Annotated in this window: 13 protein-coding genes and 1 pseudogene; 3 read left to right on the forward strand and 11 right to left on the reverse strand. The window is 59.0% G+C overall.

Translation table 11 applies throughout. From position 1 onward, the window contains the following. Nucleotides 1-14 precede the first annotated feature (14 nt). From icmH to tssF, 10 genes and pseudogenes are all read right to left on the reverse strand, one after another. On the reverse strand, nucleotides 15-809 hold the full coding sequence (gene icmH, locus BCEP18194_RS31880; RefSeq protein ID WP_244272995.1) for a type IVB secretion system protein IcmH/DotU: 795 nt from the start codon (nucleotides 807-809) through the stop codon (nucleotides 15-17). Nucleotides 810-989: 180 nt separating this feature from the next. After that, nucleotides 990-1,244 carry a PAAR domain-containing protein gene (locus BCEP18194_RS40440; RefSeq protein WP_081436682.1) on the reverse strand — a complete coding sequence of 85 codons (255 nt, stop codon included), beginning with the start codon at nucleotides 1,242-1,244 and terminating at the stop codon, nucleotides 990-992. A 222-nt stretch (nucleotides 1,245-1,466) separates the two neighbouring features. Continuing rightward, nucleotides 1,467-1,799 (reverse strand): hypothetical protein, encoded by a 333-nt coding sequence (locus BCEP18194_RS41450; protein ID WP_157687331.1) that lies wholly within the window; start codon nucleotides 1,797-1,799, stop codon nucleotides 1,467-1,469. A 293-nt stretch (nucleotides 1,800-2,092) separates the two neighbouring features. Further along, nucleotides 2,093-2,572 carry a hypothetical protein gene (locus BCEP18194_RS41455; protein WP_157687334.1) on the reverse strand — a complete coding sequence of 160 codons (480 nt, stop codon included), beginning with the start codon at nucleotides 2,570-2,572 and terminating at the stop codon, nucleotides 2,093-2,095. A 526-nt stretch (nucleotides 2,573-3,098) separates the two neighbouring features. Further along, nucleotides 3,099-3,671 carry an RHS repeat-associated core domain-containing protein gene (locus BCEP18194_RS42315; RefSeq protein ID WP_011355427.1) on the reverse strand — a complete coding sequence of 191 codons (573 nt, stop codon included), beginning with the start codon at nucleotides 3,669-3,671 and terminating at the stop codon, nucleotides 3,099-3,101. Nucleotides 3,672-3,698: 27 nt separating this feature from the next. Then, on the reverse strand, nucleotides 3,699-3,758 hold the full coding sequence (locus tag BCEP18194_RS42490; protein WP_425266341.1) for an RHS domain-containing protein: 60 nt from the start codon (nucleotides 3,756-3,758) through the stop codon (nucleotides 3,699-3,701). A 146-nt stretch (nucleotides 3,759-3,904) separates the two neighbouring features. Beyond that, nucleotides 3,905-4,411: a hypothetical protein gene (locus BCEP18194_RS31885; protein ID WP_157687337.1), complete on the reverse strand. Its 507-nt coding sequence runs from the start codon at nucleotides 4,409-4,411 to the stop codon at nucleotides 3,905-3,907. Between the two features lie 61 nt (nucleotides 4,412-4,472). Next, the gene (locus BCEP18194_RS42400) at nucleotides 4,473-4,823 is read right to left on the reverse strand and encodes a hypothetical protein (RefSeq protein WP_157687495.1); all 351 of its coding nucleotides are present in this window, start codon (nucleotides 4,821-4,823) and stop codon (nucleotides 4,473-4,475) included. A 48-nt stretch (nucleotides 4,824-4,871) separates the two neighbouring features. Further along, nucleotides 4,872-10,381 (reverse strand): annotated as a pseudogene (gene tssI, locus BCEP18194_RS42325) (type VI secretion system tip protein TssI/VgrG); the annotation flags it as partial. A gap of 70 nt (nucleotides 10,382-10,451) precedes the next feature. Then, nucleotides 10,452-12,329 carry a type VI secretion system baseplate subunit TssF gene (gene tssF / locus BCEP18194_RS31895; RefSeq protein WP_041493598.1) on the reverse strand — a complete coding sequence of 626 codons (1,878 nt, stop codon included), beginning with the start codon at nucleotides 12,327-12,329 and terminating at the stop codon, nucleotides 10,452-10,454. On the opposite strand from tssF, the gene BCEP18194_RS42330 reads away from it, so the two are divergent. Then, entirely contained in the window at nucleotides 12,328-12,450 is a 123-nt protein-coding gene (locus tag BCEP18194_RS42330; protein ID WP_279626939.1) for a hypothetical protein, read from the forward strand. The genes tssF and BCEP18194_RS42330 overlap by 2 nt on opposite strands. A 392-nt stretch (nucleotides 12,451-12,842) precedes the next feature. Here BCEP18194_RS42330 and BCEP18194_RS31900 read toward each other — a convergent pair whose 3' ends face one another. Beyond that, entirely contained in the window at nucleotides 12,843-13,421 is a 579-nt protein-coding gene (locus BCEP18194_RS31900; protein ID WP_011355431.1) for a DUF4865 family protein, read from the reverse strand. Nucleotides 13,422-13,548: 127 nt separating this feature from the next. On the opposite strand from BCEP18194_RS31900, the gene BCEP18194_RS31905 reads away from it, so the two are divergent. Then, nucleotides 13,549-14,406 (forward strand): LysR family transcriptional regulator, encoded by an 858-nt coding sequence (locus tag BCEP18194_RS31905; RefSeq protein WP_011355432.1) that lies wholly within the window; start codon nucleotides 13,549-13,551, stop codon nucleotides 14,404-14,406. 30 nt (nucleotides 14,407-14,436) lie between these two features. Then, nucleotides 14,437-15,087: a DUF2625 domain-containing protein gene (locus BCEP18194_RS31910; RefSeq protein ID WP_011355433.1), complete on the forward strand. Its 651-nt coding sequence runs from the start codon at nucleotides 14,437-14,439 to the stop codon at nucleotides 15,085-15,087. Nucleotides 15,088-15,157: the final 70 nt, after the last annotated feature.

Here is a 15,157-nt window from a genome sequence, read left to right on the forward strand (position 1 = left end):
GCGTCCAACTTGCACTACCGTGCCGGACTGGCCCTCGGTGGCTCGATCGCACTGCCCGTCGTCGCTGAACGCGCAATGCTGGAGAGTTGTCGCTGCACGTCGTCCGCTTGCACGTCCAACTCAATACGGCAGAAGGCATACAGCGCGCAGAACGTCACCGACAGCAAGGTCACAGACATCCACACCGGGATTTCGAAATGGAATGTTTGTCGAATCGATACGGTAGATTGCGCTTGAGGTGAGAGCGCGTGTGGAACAGGTGGAAGATTCACGGCAATCGCGTTGTAGATTCGCTCTTGAATGCGGTCGTGCACGCCAAACTTCCTGCCATGTGGATACCGACCTTCAAATCCCAGGCTGAAAATCCGGTAGATCACCTCGAGCAATGGCCAGTGATCGGCGTCGTCTTTCAACAGCCGCAGCGACAGTGCATAGATCTTCGAGCCGCCCTGGTTGTCTTCTCCAATACGCTGAGTCAGCGCTCCGGCAGCCCATGCGACACTCCCCGACGTATCGCCTCGCGATGCAAGTACGCGCATTGCGGCCTCGTCCAGCGCCGTACACAGGCAATATCGTGCGCCGATCATGTGTTCGCTGCAGACGTTGGCCCGCACACAAAGGCGCTCGTACACGCGAACTTCGTCCATCAGCAGGTCGCGCAAGCGTTCGTCATGGCCGATGCCGATTAGCTCCGGCATATCCACCAGCGCTCGAAGCAGCACCCTGCTTGCCTCCAGCAGAGCATTGCGGTGCCCCAGTACCGCAGCCAGCCTGGTTTGCTCGTCCTCGGGCGGCGAAATCGGTCCCAACGGACGACTACGGCGTGTGTTGGGACGCTGCCTTGTACTCTTGCCAGAGAGAAAGATACCGTTCGGTTGTCGCGGTGGTGCCAGCGCGCTTCGAGCCGACACGATCTTGGGTGGGCTACTGGGTCGGGTCATGCTCGGGTGAATTCAAAATTCGACTCATTGCGCTCAATGTAGAAACTGTCAAACCGTAGGACCAGCATCGGACACGATCAGCGTTCCACCGCAACTCGTGTCACTGCCATGATGAGCAATTTGACGGCCGTTGATTGTGCCGGAACCACCTTTGGTAATGACACCCGGACCATGCAATGGGCACGACACGGAATCGCCTACGCATGCTGCGGGACGTCCGTTGATTGCGACGCCCGCGCTGGCTGATGTGACGACGCCGCCATGAGTGGTCAATGTGCCGAGAGTTGCGACGGAAGCTGGCATTCAGATACACCTCAAAAATAGTTGTCCAATTTCACACCTTGAAAAGCATGACGCTATTTGCGCCCTCGGGGTTTTCCAAAAAAAAAACAGCCAAAGCAGAACAGACACACAGATAAATTACGGAGCACATAATAAATAACACGCCTCCGCCCAGACATTTCTTCACTGGCTCATAAAAAAACGCGAACGGAATAAAGAATAAAATGTAAAGCCAAGCTCTATCTATTCTTCGCATTTTTTCCTCTCACCAAAAACACACTTTGCACCTTGCTTCACTCCCTGCCACGCCCCCTGCACAATCAAATCTCGCTTGATCGACGTCTTTTTAATATCTATTCGCGACTTCAATTTTGCAGCACGATTTGCTGCATTAGCCGCCTGGCCTGATAGATTTTTGATAGCCTTTATGGATCTAGTCACACTCTTTCTGGTTGCGCCTAAACCAGGAGCCACTGTCCCGACCGCAGCCAAAACAACTACATCAGACCAATCAATCTTTACGCAATCCCAGTCAATATCGGTCAACTGACGCCCATCAACCCAATTATCTTTCATTTGCCAAAATATTTACCTCACCCCCTGCATGCCAATTTCTACGACCCCACCCAGCACGCCTCTTCCCAAAAATGCCGCAGCAGCAATCAAGGGAACAAATAGGTCTTTCCGGTCGTAAGCAATATTAGGTGCGTTGCATTCATAACTGTAAAAATTGATTCCACCATCAAACCCAATCAGATCCTGATTTATGTACCTGCCCACCGGAGGATCGTATTACCGGAATCGGTTGTAATGCAGCCCCGATTCCTGATCGCAGTACTGCCTTGGATACCACCAGGGTTCCAACGCGGCTACGTCCCTTTTAACTCACTCCATTCTGCTTCTGCACCGTCAACATTCTCATCCATAGCCTGCCTTATGAATGTCAGGCCGAGCACCCTGTTTTTTTCTATACCATTTGATCCGTGGTACAAATCCAATCCATAACTCAATTTCGCTTTTGAGTACCCAAGCTCTGCCGCCTTTTTATATAAAGCAGATGAAATAATTCGATCTTGCTCAACCAAATCCCCTATTTCATAGCAAGCCCCCAATTCATAGACCGCCGGCGCGTACTCAAGATCATTCAATAAATGCAGTATCCCCATACGACGCTCATCAAACTCCACCTCGGTCTCTGAAGCAGAAATACAGAAATGCGAATACAGAAATAATGCCGCCGGATCATCTTTCTCAATCAGCGGCCTCAGCAGCTTCATAGCCTTTCGGGTGTTGCCATAATTTAATGCATCCTCAGCCCTAAGAAGTATCTCAGAATTTGAAGTATTCATATATCATCTCGTAGGAATGATTTGATCCCCGTTGGGTGCCCGACACCGACACTGAACGTGATGGGTTGATTTCGCACAAAGCTTTTTTCTTTTGTGCCCTTCTCCGCCATTCACTTCGCCTCGATTAACGCAATCCAGATCCAATACGCCATCGAGAACTCCCAATCAATCTTAGAGAAATTATCTTCTCTTTCACCATCACGGTTTGCTCGTCAGATCTCGCTGTTCGTCGTACAGCCCCTCCGGCATCTCCAGTTTATCTGCTACGTAGCAAGCGTCCCGTCTAACAGTCGTATCACGGACCCTCACGACCACACTCAATAACACTTGCACGTGTAATTTGCCGCGGTGTTTCTAGTCGAATTTGGGAAAGGTGCCTCCAAAACTCCAAACATACCGCGATCGCCACAAGCCTTGAGGCATTGATTCTGTCGCTCATTTATACTTGGCTCACTACATTTCGCCAAAACGAACAACACAACTAAAGCAACAAAAAAAATATAAATAATCGCCTTCATTATTTTTTTCATCTCAAAGCCTTTCTCGTACAAACAAAATTTCCTCTATCAGCCCCTCTTACCGAAAACCGCTGCGTCAAGCTTTGCGCCCTCGCTTTGCAAGTCAACTTTGAATCGTCGGTTGCCTTGTTATTCGGAAATACTTCATCCTCGTAATACCCAGAAGCACAGTACATCTCCGGCTCCTGCCAAGGAAAATTCACTCCCACCGATTGCCCCGGCGGAAGCACATCAGATGGAAAAGGAAGATTTGTTATATTGTTAAGCGTACCCGCCAGGTCAGAATTTTGCACTAGCAACACAGACGGAAGAGTCACCTCTGATCGATATAGATTTCCCATTCCCAACAGCACAGGCCCGGTTGACTGCAATCCTAATGGATCACTTAAAGTAACTGGATTGTGAGCATATACATAGCTATTTGCCCCACCCTTTAACCCAATCGGATCCTGATTGATATACCGCCCCACTTGAGGATCGCAGTACCGGAATCGGTTGTAGTGCAGCCCCGACTCCCGATCGTAGTATTGCCCCGGAAACCGTATCGGATTGTCAACGGCATGCGCCAGTCTCCGGGTCACACGTCCATACGCGCTTAAATCCGCCGCTCACACCACCTCGCGCTGTTCGTCGTACAGTTTCTGCGGCGTGCCCAGGTGATCCGTCACGTCGTGCCACGCCTGTCCTCCGCCAGTCGCGTCAGTGGCCCTTCATGATCCGAGGGCAGCACATACATCAGCGCTTTGTTCTCATGTAACGTGCGTCCTATCCACGCCTCCTGCATCACTCAGTCTTATCTCGCCCGCAATAATAACTACCCGCGCATGAGATTATCTCTCAACATTTCTGCCTTTTTTCTCGTCTCAATGTCACAAATACGAGAGCCAGCCAGCAATATATCGAACCCTGCCCGCGCCATTTGGCGCGATATATCATCACTTGCGCCAGCCCACTTTTCAAGAACGCCAAACGCCTCTCCCACCTCACCATTTCGTGCCACAAAGTCAGCCGCAGCCATTCTTAAAGCCTGTGACTTATAGGAAATCCTACTCGCATCAATGGCCAAAATTATCTTATAAATCTGCTCGCGGGAATATTTTTGAATATCCCCAGTAAAATTCACGAAAATCTTATCAACACCGGGCGCGGAAATTGCACTTTCATCCGATAGCAACCACACGTACACGTCAAAAATTTTCGGCTCTATAGTACTCTCAAGCAACTGGCAATCGTCTAAATCAGCCAAGGCTATTTGCAAAGCCTTTCTGTTTCTAGACTGCACCGACCGCTTTATTTCATCAATTATCTTTCCCACCTTCATGGATAACCTCGATATATCGTTGATTGCCAATATGTAGCACCCGACGCCAATACCTCTCAATTTAAGGGGCAGCAAGGTTAGCAGGAATTGTCCACCACGCTGCTGGTAGCAGCGAAGGCAGCAAGCGAATTACCCGATACGCTGCATAGGCCGCCCCAGCACCTGCTGCGACTTTGCATGCATTCTCTGCCTCCACGACAGGAGCCGAGGGAGCCGGCGGCTCATCCTCACATTCGCTCATATAGCGTCGCTCTAATTGTCTGAGCCGACTATCTCGATCGTTAATCAGCTTCATGTGCCCGCGCCGGGTCATGCTTGGGAGTTCGCCTGGCCCGATTCGCTGAGGAAGGTTTTGGTGATCTGCAGCGAAATCTGCCCATCTGTCGTCGAGATCATTTCGAAAGTTCTGCATTTTTTTGCGGAGCGCAACACAGTGCGCACTATCTGCAGGGAATTTTTGCAGACCGGCAAAGTCAGTGTACGCGACGGGGTCACCATCAACATATGAATAGCGATTTGTCCCGCCCCTTAACCCAATCGGATCCTGATTAATGTACCGCCCCGCCTGAGGATCGTAGTACCGGAACCGGTTGTAGTGCAGCCCCGATTCCCGGTCGTAGTACTGCCCCGGAAACCGTATCGGATTGTCAACGTCATCCGCCAGCGTCCGGGCTGACCATCCATACGCACTCAAATCCGCCGCCCACACCACCTCGCGCTGTTCGTCGTACAACTCCTGTGGCGTTCCCAGGTGATCCGTCACGTAGTGCCACGCCTGCCCATCCGCCAGCCGCGTCAATGGCCCCTCATGATCCGGATGCGGTACGTATGTCACGGCGATGTCCTCATGCGACGTGCGCCCCGTCCGGACCTCCTGCATCATCCAATCGCCGTTCCACATGAACAGCGTCGTCTGCCGTGCGCCGCCCGCCTGCGTATGATGCTTTGCCACCCGCCGTCCGAGTGCGTCATATTCGTACTCGCTTCTCGCGCCATCTGCATGCTCAATCGCGATCAACTGATGGCTGCCGTCGTACCGATATCGCGTCACCTCCGGATGCGCTTCCGGCTCCTCATACTTCGGCGTCGCCGTCAGCACTTCCATCACGCGCAGCAGATTGTCCGTCCCACGCTGGCTACGCTGTTCCGCCGCCGTCAATTCCGGCTTCGGCGGCAACGGTACCGTCCGCGCGACGCGGTTGCCGTGCCCGTCATACGTAAAATCCACCGGACGGTCCGGGCGCGTCTGCGGTGCAAACCGTAGCAAGCGGTCTCCGCTCGCCTTCCATGCCTGCACGTCGTTCAAGCTCGGCGCAGCGCCCAGCAGGTTCCCCGCCGGATCGTAATGAAACGCTTCTGCCCCACTTGCTGCCGTCACGTGTGTCAGCCGCGACAGCGCGTCGTGCCGATAGGTCTTCTTGTCCCGCCACGCATCGTCCAATGTCGTCAGTTGGCCCGCCGCGTCGTACTCCCACGCGCGCCACGGCCGCGGCCTCTCCAGCGACCGCCCCCGCTCGTCGAGGTTCTGCCACCGATGCGTGGCCAACAGACCATTCGCGCCATACCCGAAGTGGTGTGACGCAGGGCCTTGCGTACGCTTGATCTCGCGATGCAGTCCATCCCGCTCGAAACTCGCCAGCGGATGCTCGTCCAGCAGAACACCATGCACATGCCCCGAGCCATAGCGCTGCCACACCAGCGAACCGACGTCCGGTACGTTCGTCCAGTCGCGATTCCCGATCGCATCCACCCCGTGCGTCAGTCGCCAGACGCGTCCGTGATGCGCCTGCACCTCTGCCGTGCGGCGCCCGGCTGGGTCGTATTCATAAGTCACTTGCACCGGGGCCCGGCCTGGCGAGACCGCCTGAGCCTGCGTAAGCAACCCCCGCGCGTCGTACCGATAACTGGCCTGACTCCCGTCACTTGACCGCCGCTCCACCGGCCGGCCAAGCACGTCATACGTCACATGCGTGGTGATCTGCCCATCCTGGCCATGATCGATGCGTTCGACCAGTTCCCCTGCCGCGTTGTACCGGTAGCTTTGCCGGCGGCCGTCGAAGCCTGTCTGTTCGATCAACCGGTTCCGGCTGTCGTAGCGGAACGTCGTCGCTTCCTGATTCGCATTGGTCAGCGTCGTCAGACGGCCGATCACGTCATACAGGAACTGCTGCGCCCCCTCCGCAGGATCGACGATTCGGGTTCGCTGCCCGTAGCCATCCCAGTCCACCCGCGTCACGCGCTTGAGCGGATCCGTATGCGCGATCGCCCGGCCTGCTTGATCGTATTCGACCTTCCACCAGCCCATACCGGACGGCTGCACCGCCGTCATGCGAGCCGACAAGCTGCCGCTGTGGCGACTGACCTGACCCAGCGCGTCGATCGTCTCGGTCAACTGGCCGAATTGATCATATTGGTACGTAGTCGTCTGTCCCGAGCAATCGGTACGCGCGACGAGTTGCCCCGCTTCGTCCCACTGCATTTTCGTCACGTTACCCAGTGCATCGGTGCGGGCAACCGGCAAGCCGTTCTCGTACGCGTAACCCGTTACATTCCCGAGCGGATCGGTTTCGCTCGTCAGGTGACCTTGCGCGTCGTAGCCGCGCTGCCAGACCTGCCCGGCCGGGTCAGTGATCTGCTCAGGCAGGTTCCGGTCGTTATAGCTGATGCGCGTGACCTGTCCGGCCGGATCGATGATCGACGTCGGATTGCCCCGCGCATCGTTCACCATCCGCGTCGTCCGGCCCAGCGCATCCGTGTAGCCGGCCACGCTCCCCGTCTCGTCGAAATGCGTCTGCTCGAGGCTGCCGTCCGGATGCACGATCTTCTCGATCGCCCACAAGCCGTTGTAGTGGTACTCGGTCGTATGCCCCAGGCCGTCCGTCACGCGTGTCACGCGCAGCGACGGCAGGTAATCGAAGCGCGTCTCGCGCGTGATGGCGCGCTGCCCGTCGGCGTTTTCGGTATGCGCGTAGGTCCGCAGGCAGTACGCGTTCGGCGTATCGTCGCTCCATTCCGACACGTGCGTCGCGCCCGCCGGCGTACGGTACGTTGTCAGCAAATGGTGGTCATAGCCATACCTCCACGTCAGGTTTTCGCGGTCGGTGGCCTCGATTAGATCGCCTTGCGCGTCGTAGACGTAGCTCGTCAGGTGCAGCGGCTGATTCCCGAAGCCCTGGTCGAGCAACACGGACGTGATCCGGCCAGCCTCGTCCAGTTCGCAGCGCAAGGTGTGGCGATTGTTGCGGACCGTTTCCAACCAGCCCTGTGCCGTATAGCCGAGCGTCAGGCTCTGCCCGTCGCGTGTGCCGATGCGGTGCAATTGCCATCGGGTCTCGTCGACCGGGTGACGACCATAATGCTCTTCGACACCATTGCCGAATCGCAGCATGTAAGTGGCACCCGAGGCGTTGTCGTCACCACGCGCCAGCGTGAGCTTCTCAATCGGATGGAAGTGTTCTTCACCGGGGCTCAGCGGCGGAAACCGCAACTGTCGCCCGTCCGCATCGAAGTAGATCAATCCAGTCGAACTCGTGCGTACTTCCGTCGCATACGGCAGCTTCCACGCCACGCCCAGACTGCCGTGGCGCTGGTCTGCGCTGCGGTAGCTCCGGCTCCAGTGAATCGATACCCGGCCCGGCAGCGTAAAGTCCGTGTGCGACAGCACCTTCTGCCCCGTCGCCAGATCGACCGGGTTCGCACTGACCGTCTTCTTCGCGCATTCCGCGCAATCGGCTTCGGTCACCGGTGCGAGGCCGCTGGCATCGCCATTCGTCATGCTGATCGTCGGCGCCTGCAAGTAAATCGCCGTGCCTTTTAGGTGAATGCCGGACTCGTCGATCGTAACCGTCCCGCCCGGGCCCGTCAGTTGCGCCTGTTTCGCCCCCGACAGGCTGCTTTCACCCGTATCCGCAATGCGCAACTGATTGGCGTTCGAACTCGACACCGGCGCGGGCAGTTGCGGCGCGAAGTCGGGTGACGGCGCGATCGGATTCGCCTGATCGGCGCTCACTGCATCGCCCACCGCCTTGCCGCGCACGGTCACCGTGTAGGTGTGCCCGACATCCGCCGTCCAGTCCTGCACGACGCGGTCGGTCCGGCTCTGGCCGACCGTGCTGGCCATATGCAGCCCGACGTTACGCAGGTACAGCCCGCCAACGTTGACGTTGTACGCCATCCCGACGTTGAGCATCGCCCCCATGCCCACGCTCTTCACCGATGCGAGCGTCACCGTCTCGAACTTGTAGCCGCCGGTCGACAGTGTCCAGTGACGTCCGATCTGGTCGGTTTCATCGTGGCCGATCCGCTTCGTGCGATCGTGTCCAACCGTGTGGGTTTCGTCGGCTTCGATCACCGCATCCAGATTACGCTCGGCCTGGATCCAGACCTGCTCCGCCCCTTTCTTGTCTTCGAAGCGGATCGCATTGGCGTGGCCGTATCCCCCCCCTTGGTCGAGCGCGTCAGGATCCCGCTTTGCGTCGCGTTCGCCGGCAACGTCCACGGTGGCATCGTCATCGCGTTGTAGACGCGCCCCGTCACGATCGGGCGATCCGGGTCACCGTTCTCGAAATCGACGATGACCTCGGTGCCCACCCGCGGAATATGGATGCCGCCGAAGTTGCTGCCGGCCCACGGATACGACACCCGCACCCAGCAGGACGAGTTCTGGTCCTTCACGTCGGAGCGGTCCCAGTGGAACTTGAGCGTCACCTCGCCGTTCTTGTTGGTCCAGATCTCAGCGCCCGCCGGGCCGGTCACGATCGCCGTTTGCGGGCCGCGCGTGCGGGGCTTCCTGATCGTGCGCAGGGGGCGGAATACCGTGGTCGAGGGCTGGACGACAAACTTGCTGCGAATCGCGTAGGCCGAGAATCCGGTCGTTTCTCCCGTCTCCGTCACATCCAGCTCCGACGCGATCACCAGATACTCGCGGTTGGCGCTAGCCATCGGATGGCCAGCCAACGCAAACGTCGTGCCGCACACCACGTTGCGCAAGTTGCCCTCGCCTTTCGCGCGCTCGCCCTGTGCGTGAATCTCTTCCATCCGCACCAATGCGAATGCGCGGCCATCCTCCGTTTCCGTATAGTCGCCCGGCCATTCGTAACGTTCGAACTGATTGTGCGCCGTGTCGCGCGGCAGGCGGTTCTGCGCGGTCAAGGTCGCGCCCGGTTTCTCGAAGTCGAAATCGTCGGTGGTCCACACGCCCGACTGCAGGCGCTCCGTCGCTTCGAAGTGGTCGACGTGCTCCCGGTCGATCTTCTGGCCGGGCGGGTAGTAGGCGAGCGTCTGATAGGCAATGCTTTCCACGGCTCGATGGGCGCCTGGACCATCGACTAGTACCAGTCGATGCACGCCTTGCGAGTGTTCGAAGAACCACGTGATGCCGTGTTCTTCCATCAATCGCTGGGCGAATGCGAAATCTGATTCGCCATACTGGACTTGATAGCGCAGCGGTTTGTACGTCCGGCCAACGCGCATCTCGAACGAGTAAAGATAAGAACCGAACACCTCGCGCAGAATGTCCAGCACGCTCTTGCGCTGGAAGATGCGGTAATCGGTCCGCTCCCGCGCCAGTGCAAACCAGGGTTCCAGCACGACCCGGTAACGCGACTGTCGATTCAGTTGGTCCACATAGCTTGCCGCCGTCACGACGCCGCTGATTTCTCGTGCGCCGGCACCCAGGTGGGCGGCTCCCACTTGCCCGGCCATTCCCGCGACAAAGCTGCCCATCCCGTCGAGCTGGATCGTGACGGTCAGTTCCTTGCCGAGCATCGCCTTGAGATCAAGGTTGGTCAGCAGGTCGACCGGCAGCAACGGATCGGCTGGCGTCGTCAGCCATAGCTCGTACGCGTACAGCGTCGAGAGTTGCTCCGTACCCTGGATCGCGCTGAGGTGCAGCACCGACGCGATGCCTTCCAGCTCCGGCAGCGCGGGCCCGCTGACCGAGAACGTCCGGTTCGTCTTGAAATTCAACATGTTCGCTGGCCCTCGTGCGTTTGATTGTTGTTCTGTGTTACCGACTGCATGAACTGCATTCCTCCGTGAGTCAGAGTGCGCTGCGCGTCCCTGTTCGAATCGGCCAGCGCATCAACTCGCCGCGCTGCGTCGAACGCAACACGGATTGAGTAAAAGAATGTGTCGAAACGTGGCGCGCCAGGTAATGCTCGAGGATCACCCCGAAGAGATAGGGGCTCATGCCATCGAAGCCGGTTTCATCCACCGTCAGCACGCACTCGATGCCTCGACCGAATCGCAACTGATTCTGGCCGGGTAGTTTCTTCGTCACGGGATGCGCATCTACGCGGATCAGGCTGTCGATCTGGCGGCGGTAGCGCACATCGTCGTCAGCAGCGAACAAAGCAAGGATGTCGCGCAGTCCGCTCCCGTCACCAGCCTCCAAGGTGCCGTAGCCGAGATTCAACTGGCCGATCAGCCGCCATGCGATGTCCCGCTGAGCAAGCGGCGCGCGTGCCGGGCTTGGTGCACGAATGAGCCCCGCACTGCTTAACGGGGCACTGATCCCGATAGTCAGATCCGTGACGCCATTGGGCGCCAGCAGGCTCGGCAGATCGCAGTTCGTCAGCCACGCATCTACCGCCAGATATTTCATGATCTGTGGATAGGACTGCTCATTTTGATCGACCAACGAAACGAAAAAATCCGTCCCGACGTACGTGGTACGAGCACCATAGCGACGATATGACGCCTTCGCCCTTCCGTGCTCGCGGCGCGTCGTGAAGTAGCGCCCGTGATTGTTTTCATCGTTCGTCAGCGCCCGGTACAGCGGCCGGAACTCGAGCGATGCCGCACCTTTGCTCACAAAGCCGTGCAGCGCTTCCACCGCGAACACCTCATAGTCCGAACCGTTCTGCCTGTCGGGTTGCAACAGGATTTCGCCGCCCGTGCACGGAATCTCGGCAGGATCGGTCTTGCGACGAAACAGGTTGATGACCGGTGTACAGAAGAGTGCAAAGCGGGATGCGTCGACGTGCTCGGCCAGTGCACTGTCGAAGCGATCCAGCAATATGACGATTTCTGCTTCACGACCGGTCACGTGTCGCAATCCCGCATTCAGACCCGCCAGCGCGAAAAACCAGAAGCGCGCGGGGCACGCCGCATATTCGTGCAGCAGGTTATGGCCGTGAAACTTCGCCCCGGCCAACGGCAGCAGACTCTCGTCGGTAGCCAGCCCGGTGTATTCGACCGCCTGAGCGGACACAATCCCGCGTGCTTGATTCGGATCAGCGAAGCGGTCCGGCACTCCGGTCACGGTTGCCACAGCGCCGGCATGGATCAACTCGAACAGCCGTGAAGCGACGCCTTCGTCGCCTGCCAGATAGACGGGCAATCGATCCAGGCCGCGCAACTCTTCGAATCGCGCTTCGCCCGTAGTCCGGAGCCTGAGACGCAGCGCCCCGCGAACGGGCTTGTGTGCGACGCTATACCGTTCTATCGATGGAATATCCGGTGGAACCCCTATCAACCTCGCCGAAACGATCTCCAACGGATACAACATCACATCCAGACCGCTACGGAAGGTGCAGGACGTGCGTTCGCCGTCCGGGACGCGGCTCGCGAACTCCGTGTCACGCGGTACGCAAAATCCCTCGAGCAAATTGCCCTCCTGCTCATTGGGATAGAGACGCGCCACCGCAATCGAAGGCGTCGGGGCGACGTAGTTCGGATAGATGGTTTCGAGTAGCCGGCTGGTCAGCAGGGGAAATTCGGCATCCAGCTTCAATTGCAGTCGAGCGGTTGTAAAACTCGCTGCCTGCACCAGACGCTCGACAAATGGATCGGCAATCTCACCGGCATGCATGCCCAGACGACGCGCAATTTTGGGATGCGCATGGACAAACTCCTCCATTAGCTCGTTGAAATAGAGCAATTCCCGATTGTAGGCATCAAGGAGATGAGGGTTCATGGCAAGCGCAATCCAGATTCCGCACAGAGCACTCGACAGCATTGCTGTCAGCAGTGCGTTGGATGCTAGCCGCAAAGATCATCTCAAAAAACACCTAATAGAATTGCAAGGTCAGGTTTGACGCCGCACTTCAGAAAAATATTTGAGAGGCCACTGCTGCCTGAGAAACAACGCCGGATAGTCGATGCATCGTCGCGAGATATCAGCTTGTAGCGAAACCAAACGCCTTTGATAGTCCGTGAGCGCCGAGCAGGTCATGTGCGGGGCGTACGCACTAACTCATGAGACAGGAGACGCGCCGGACTCATCTACGACGCACCTGGAATCGCCCTACTGTTGCCAACCGTTACCTGAGCAGCAAAGCCAGCGACGTCGCCAACGCTGCAATTGCGCCCATCGCTGCAGCCACGCCAGCCAGATGCGCGGCCAGCGCAAGCCCGGCAGGCAAACGTACCGTCGGCGCGCCGTGCGGCGCCGACCGACCGTGCCGCCGGCTCGGTGCGACGCCGGCCATCACACCCCGCTCCCTTCAAGCGTATCGAGCAACGGCCGGGCCAGATGCAGGACCTGGTATACCGTGCCCGCGCCGCCGTTGTCCGGCTCGTGCTCCGAGACGAGTACTCGCGTCAGCCGCCAGCGCAGCGGATCGAGGCTGACGGCCGCCGCGACCGTACCCTGCCGCGCCGCCACTTCGCGATTGCGTGCGACCTCCTGTGCCAGCGTCGCATCGAGGTCTGCATCCGCCGGAATATCGACGGCTTCCAGTCGCACAAAGCGTCCCGTCGACGCACTGCCCTTGCGCGCGTCGAGCGCGACCTGCACGTCGATCGGCGCGCGTCCGAAGCTGTCCGTCACGACCCGATAGCGGCCGTCCGTGACGAACCGGGCGAACGCCTGTTCATTGCGCCACAGATAAAGCGATGCGTAGCCGTTTTCCGTCGCACCGTAGCGGCCCGCCTCGCGCAGCAGGAACCCCTTGAACACCAGATCCGGCGTGTCGTCCCAGAGCCTGCCGCGCTCGCGCACGCGATTGCGGATGATGTCGAGGTCGTAGTCCGCCGGCAGGCGGTGCACGTAGTACGCGGTCAGCATGATCGACTCCTGGGATTGGAAAGGGAGATTCCGAACGGCTTGAAAACAGCGTAGAAGACCTTGAATCATTTGAAAAGACGATGGCAGAATATTTCAATGATTCATTTCTGAAATGGATGAGGCCGCGATGAAAACACTCGACATCGAAGCCGTGCAGGCATTCGTACTGACCGCCGACCTCAAGAGCTTCACGCGGGCGGCCGAGGCGATGGACACGACGCAGTCCGCGGTGAGCCTGAAGATCAAGCGGCTTGAAGACGGCCTCGGCCGCCGCCTGCTGGAACGCACGCCGCGGCAGGTTCGCCTGTCGGCCGACGGCACCGCGTTCCTGGAACCCGCGCGCGAGCTCGTGGCCGCTCACCAGGGCGCGATCGGCGCGTTCGGCGCCGGCCAGCGGCGGCTGGTGATCGGCGTGAGCCATCACGTCGTCGGCGCCGATTTGCCGATGCTGCTTCGGCGCATGAGCGAAGCGGAACCGGGGCTCGTGCTGGAGATCCGGGTCGCGGCATCGCGCGACGTGCTCGACGCGTTCGACCGCGGCCAGCTCGACGCCGCCGTCGCGCTACAGCACGACAGCCGGCGGCTTGACGGCGAAACCCTCTTGTCGGAGTCGTTCGGCTGGATGGCCGCGACCGATTTCGAGTACCATCCGCCGCAACCGCTGCGGCTCGCGACGCAGGCCGAGCCATGCAGCGTACGCCGCATGGCGATCGGCGCGCTGGACGAAGGCGGTGTCGCGTGGACGGAAGTATTCGTCGGCGGCGGCGTGGCGACGATCGGTGCGGCGGTGTCCGCAGGACTGGCCGTCGCCGCGCTCGGGCATCGCGTGGCACCCGTCGGGACGATCGACGTGGGCGCGCGATACGGGCTGCCGCCCTTGCCGACGCGCGACGTGGTGCTCTACTCGAACCTGACCGATGCACGGGCCAGGCAAGCGCTGCGCACGCTGGGCGCCGCGCTGCGGTCGTCGGTCGGCGTGCGGTGAGGTCGCGCTTGAACAACCCGGAGGAAAAGGATGCGTCCGCTGGACGAGCTGATCAACGAACGCGAGTCGGCGCTCCCGACTTTAGTCGAGTGGGCTGCGGCAGCCGGTCACCGCTGCGAAATACTGCCCGCATCCGATCGGTGTGGCGACGTTCTGTCCGCACTTCAGGTATCCACCCGATCGACCTTGGGAACAATCGCTTATTCGACCGGCGGCGTCTTGGTGGACGGCGGCTACCTTCGTCTGCTCGGCTCGGGCCATCCGAGGCTGCCCAGAGACATCGTCGGCTGGAATAACGGGCGATCGTCCGATTTCCTGTTGATTGCGGACGACGCCGTCGGTGGATTCTTCGCATTGAACGGCGGCGCACTCGGCGACGACACGGGTTCGGTGTACTACCTTGCACCCGACACCTTGGGATGGGAGCCCCTCGAGATCGGATACAGCGACTTCGTACAGTGGTCACTCAGCGAGAACCTGGATGACTTCTATGCGAGCCTGCGCTGGCCGGGCTGGCAAGCTGAGGTCCAGCATCTGGCGACGGATCAAGGCTTCAGCTTTTATCCGTTCCTGTGGACCAAAGAAGGATCGGTTGAACACAGCAGTCGCAAGGCGGTAAGCGTGTCCGAGCTCTATGCCCTTCATGCCGATCCTGGATCCACCGCGTCACGGCAGTCGTGACCGGGCTGCAACATTTCTCCCGGGTCGCGCCCTGACGGCATCGAAAGGCTTCGACACGCGCCACGGTAAA

The sequence above is a fragment of the Burkholderia lata genome, assembly GCF_000012945.1.
GTDB classification, from domain to species: domain Bacteria; phylum Pseudomonadota; class Gammaproteobacteria; order Burkholderiales; family Burkholderiaceae; genus Burkholderia; species Burkholderia lata.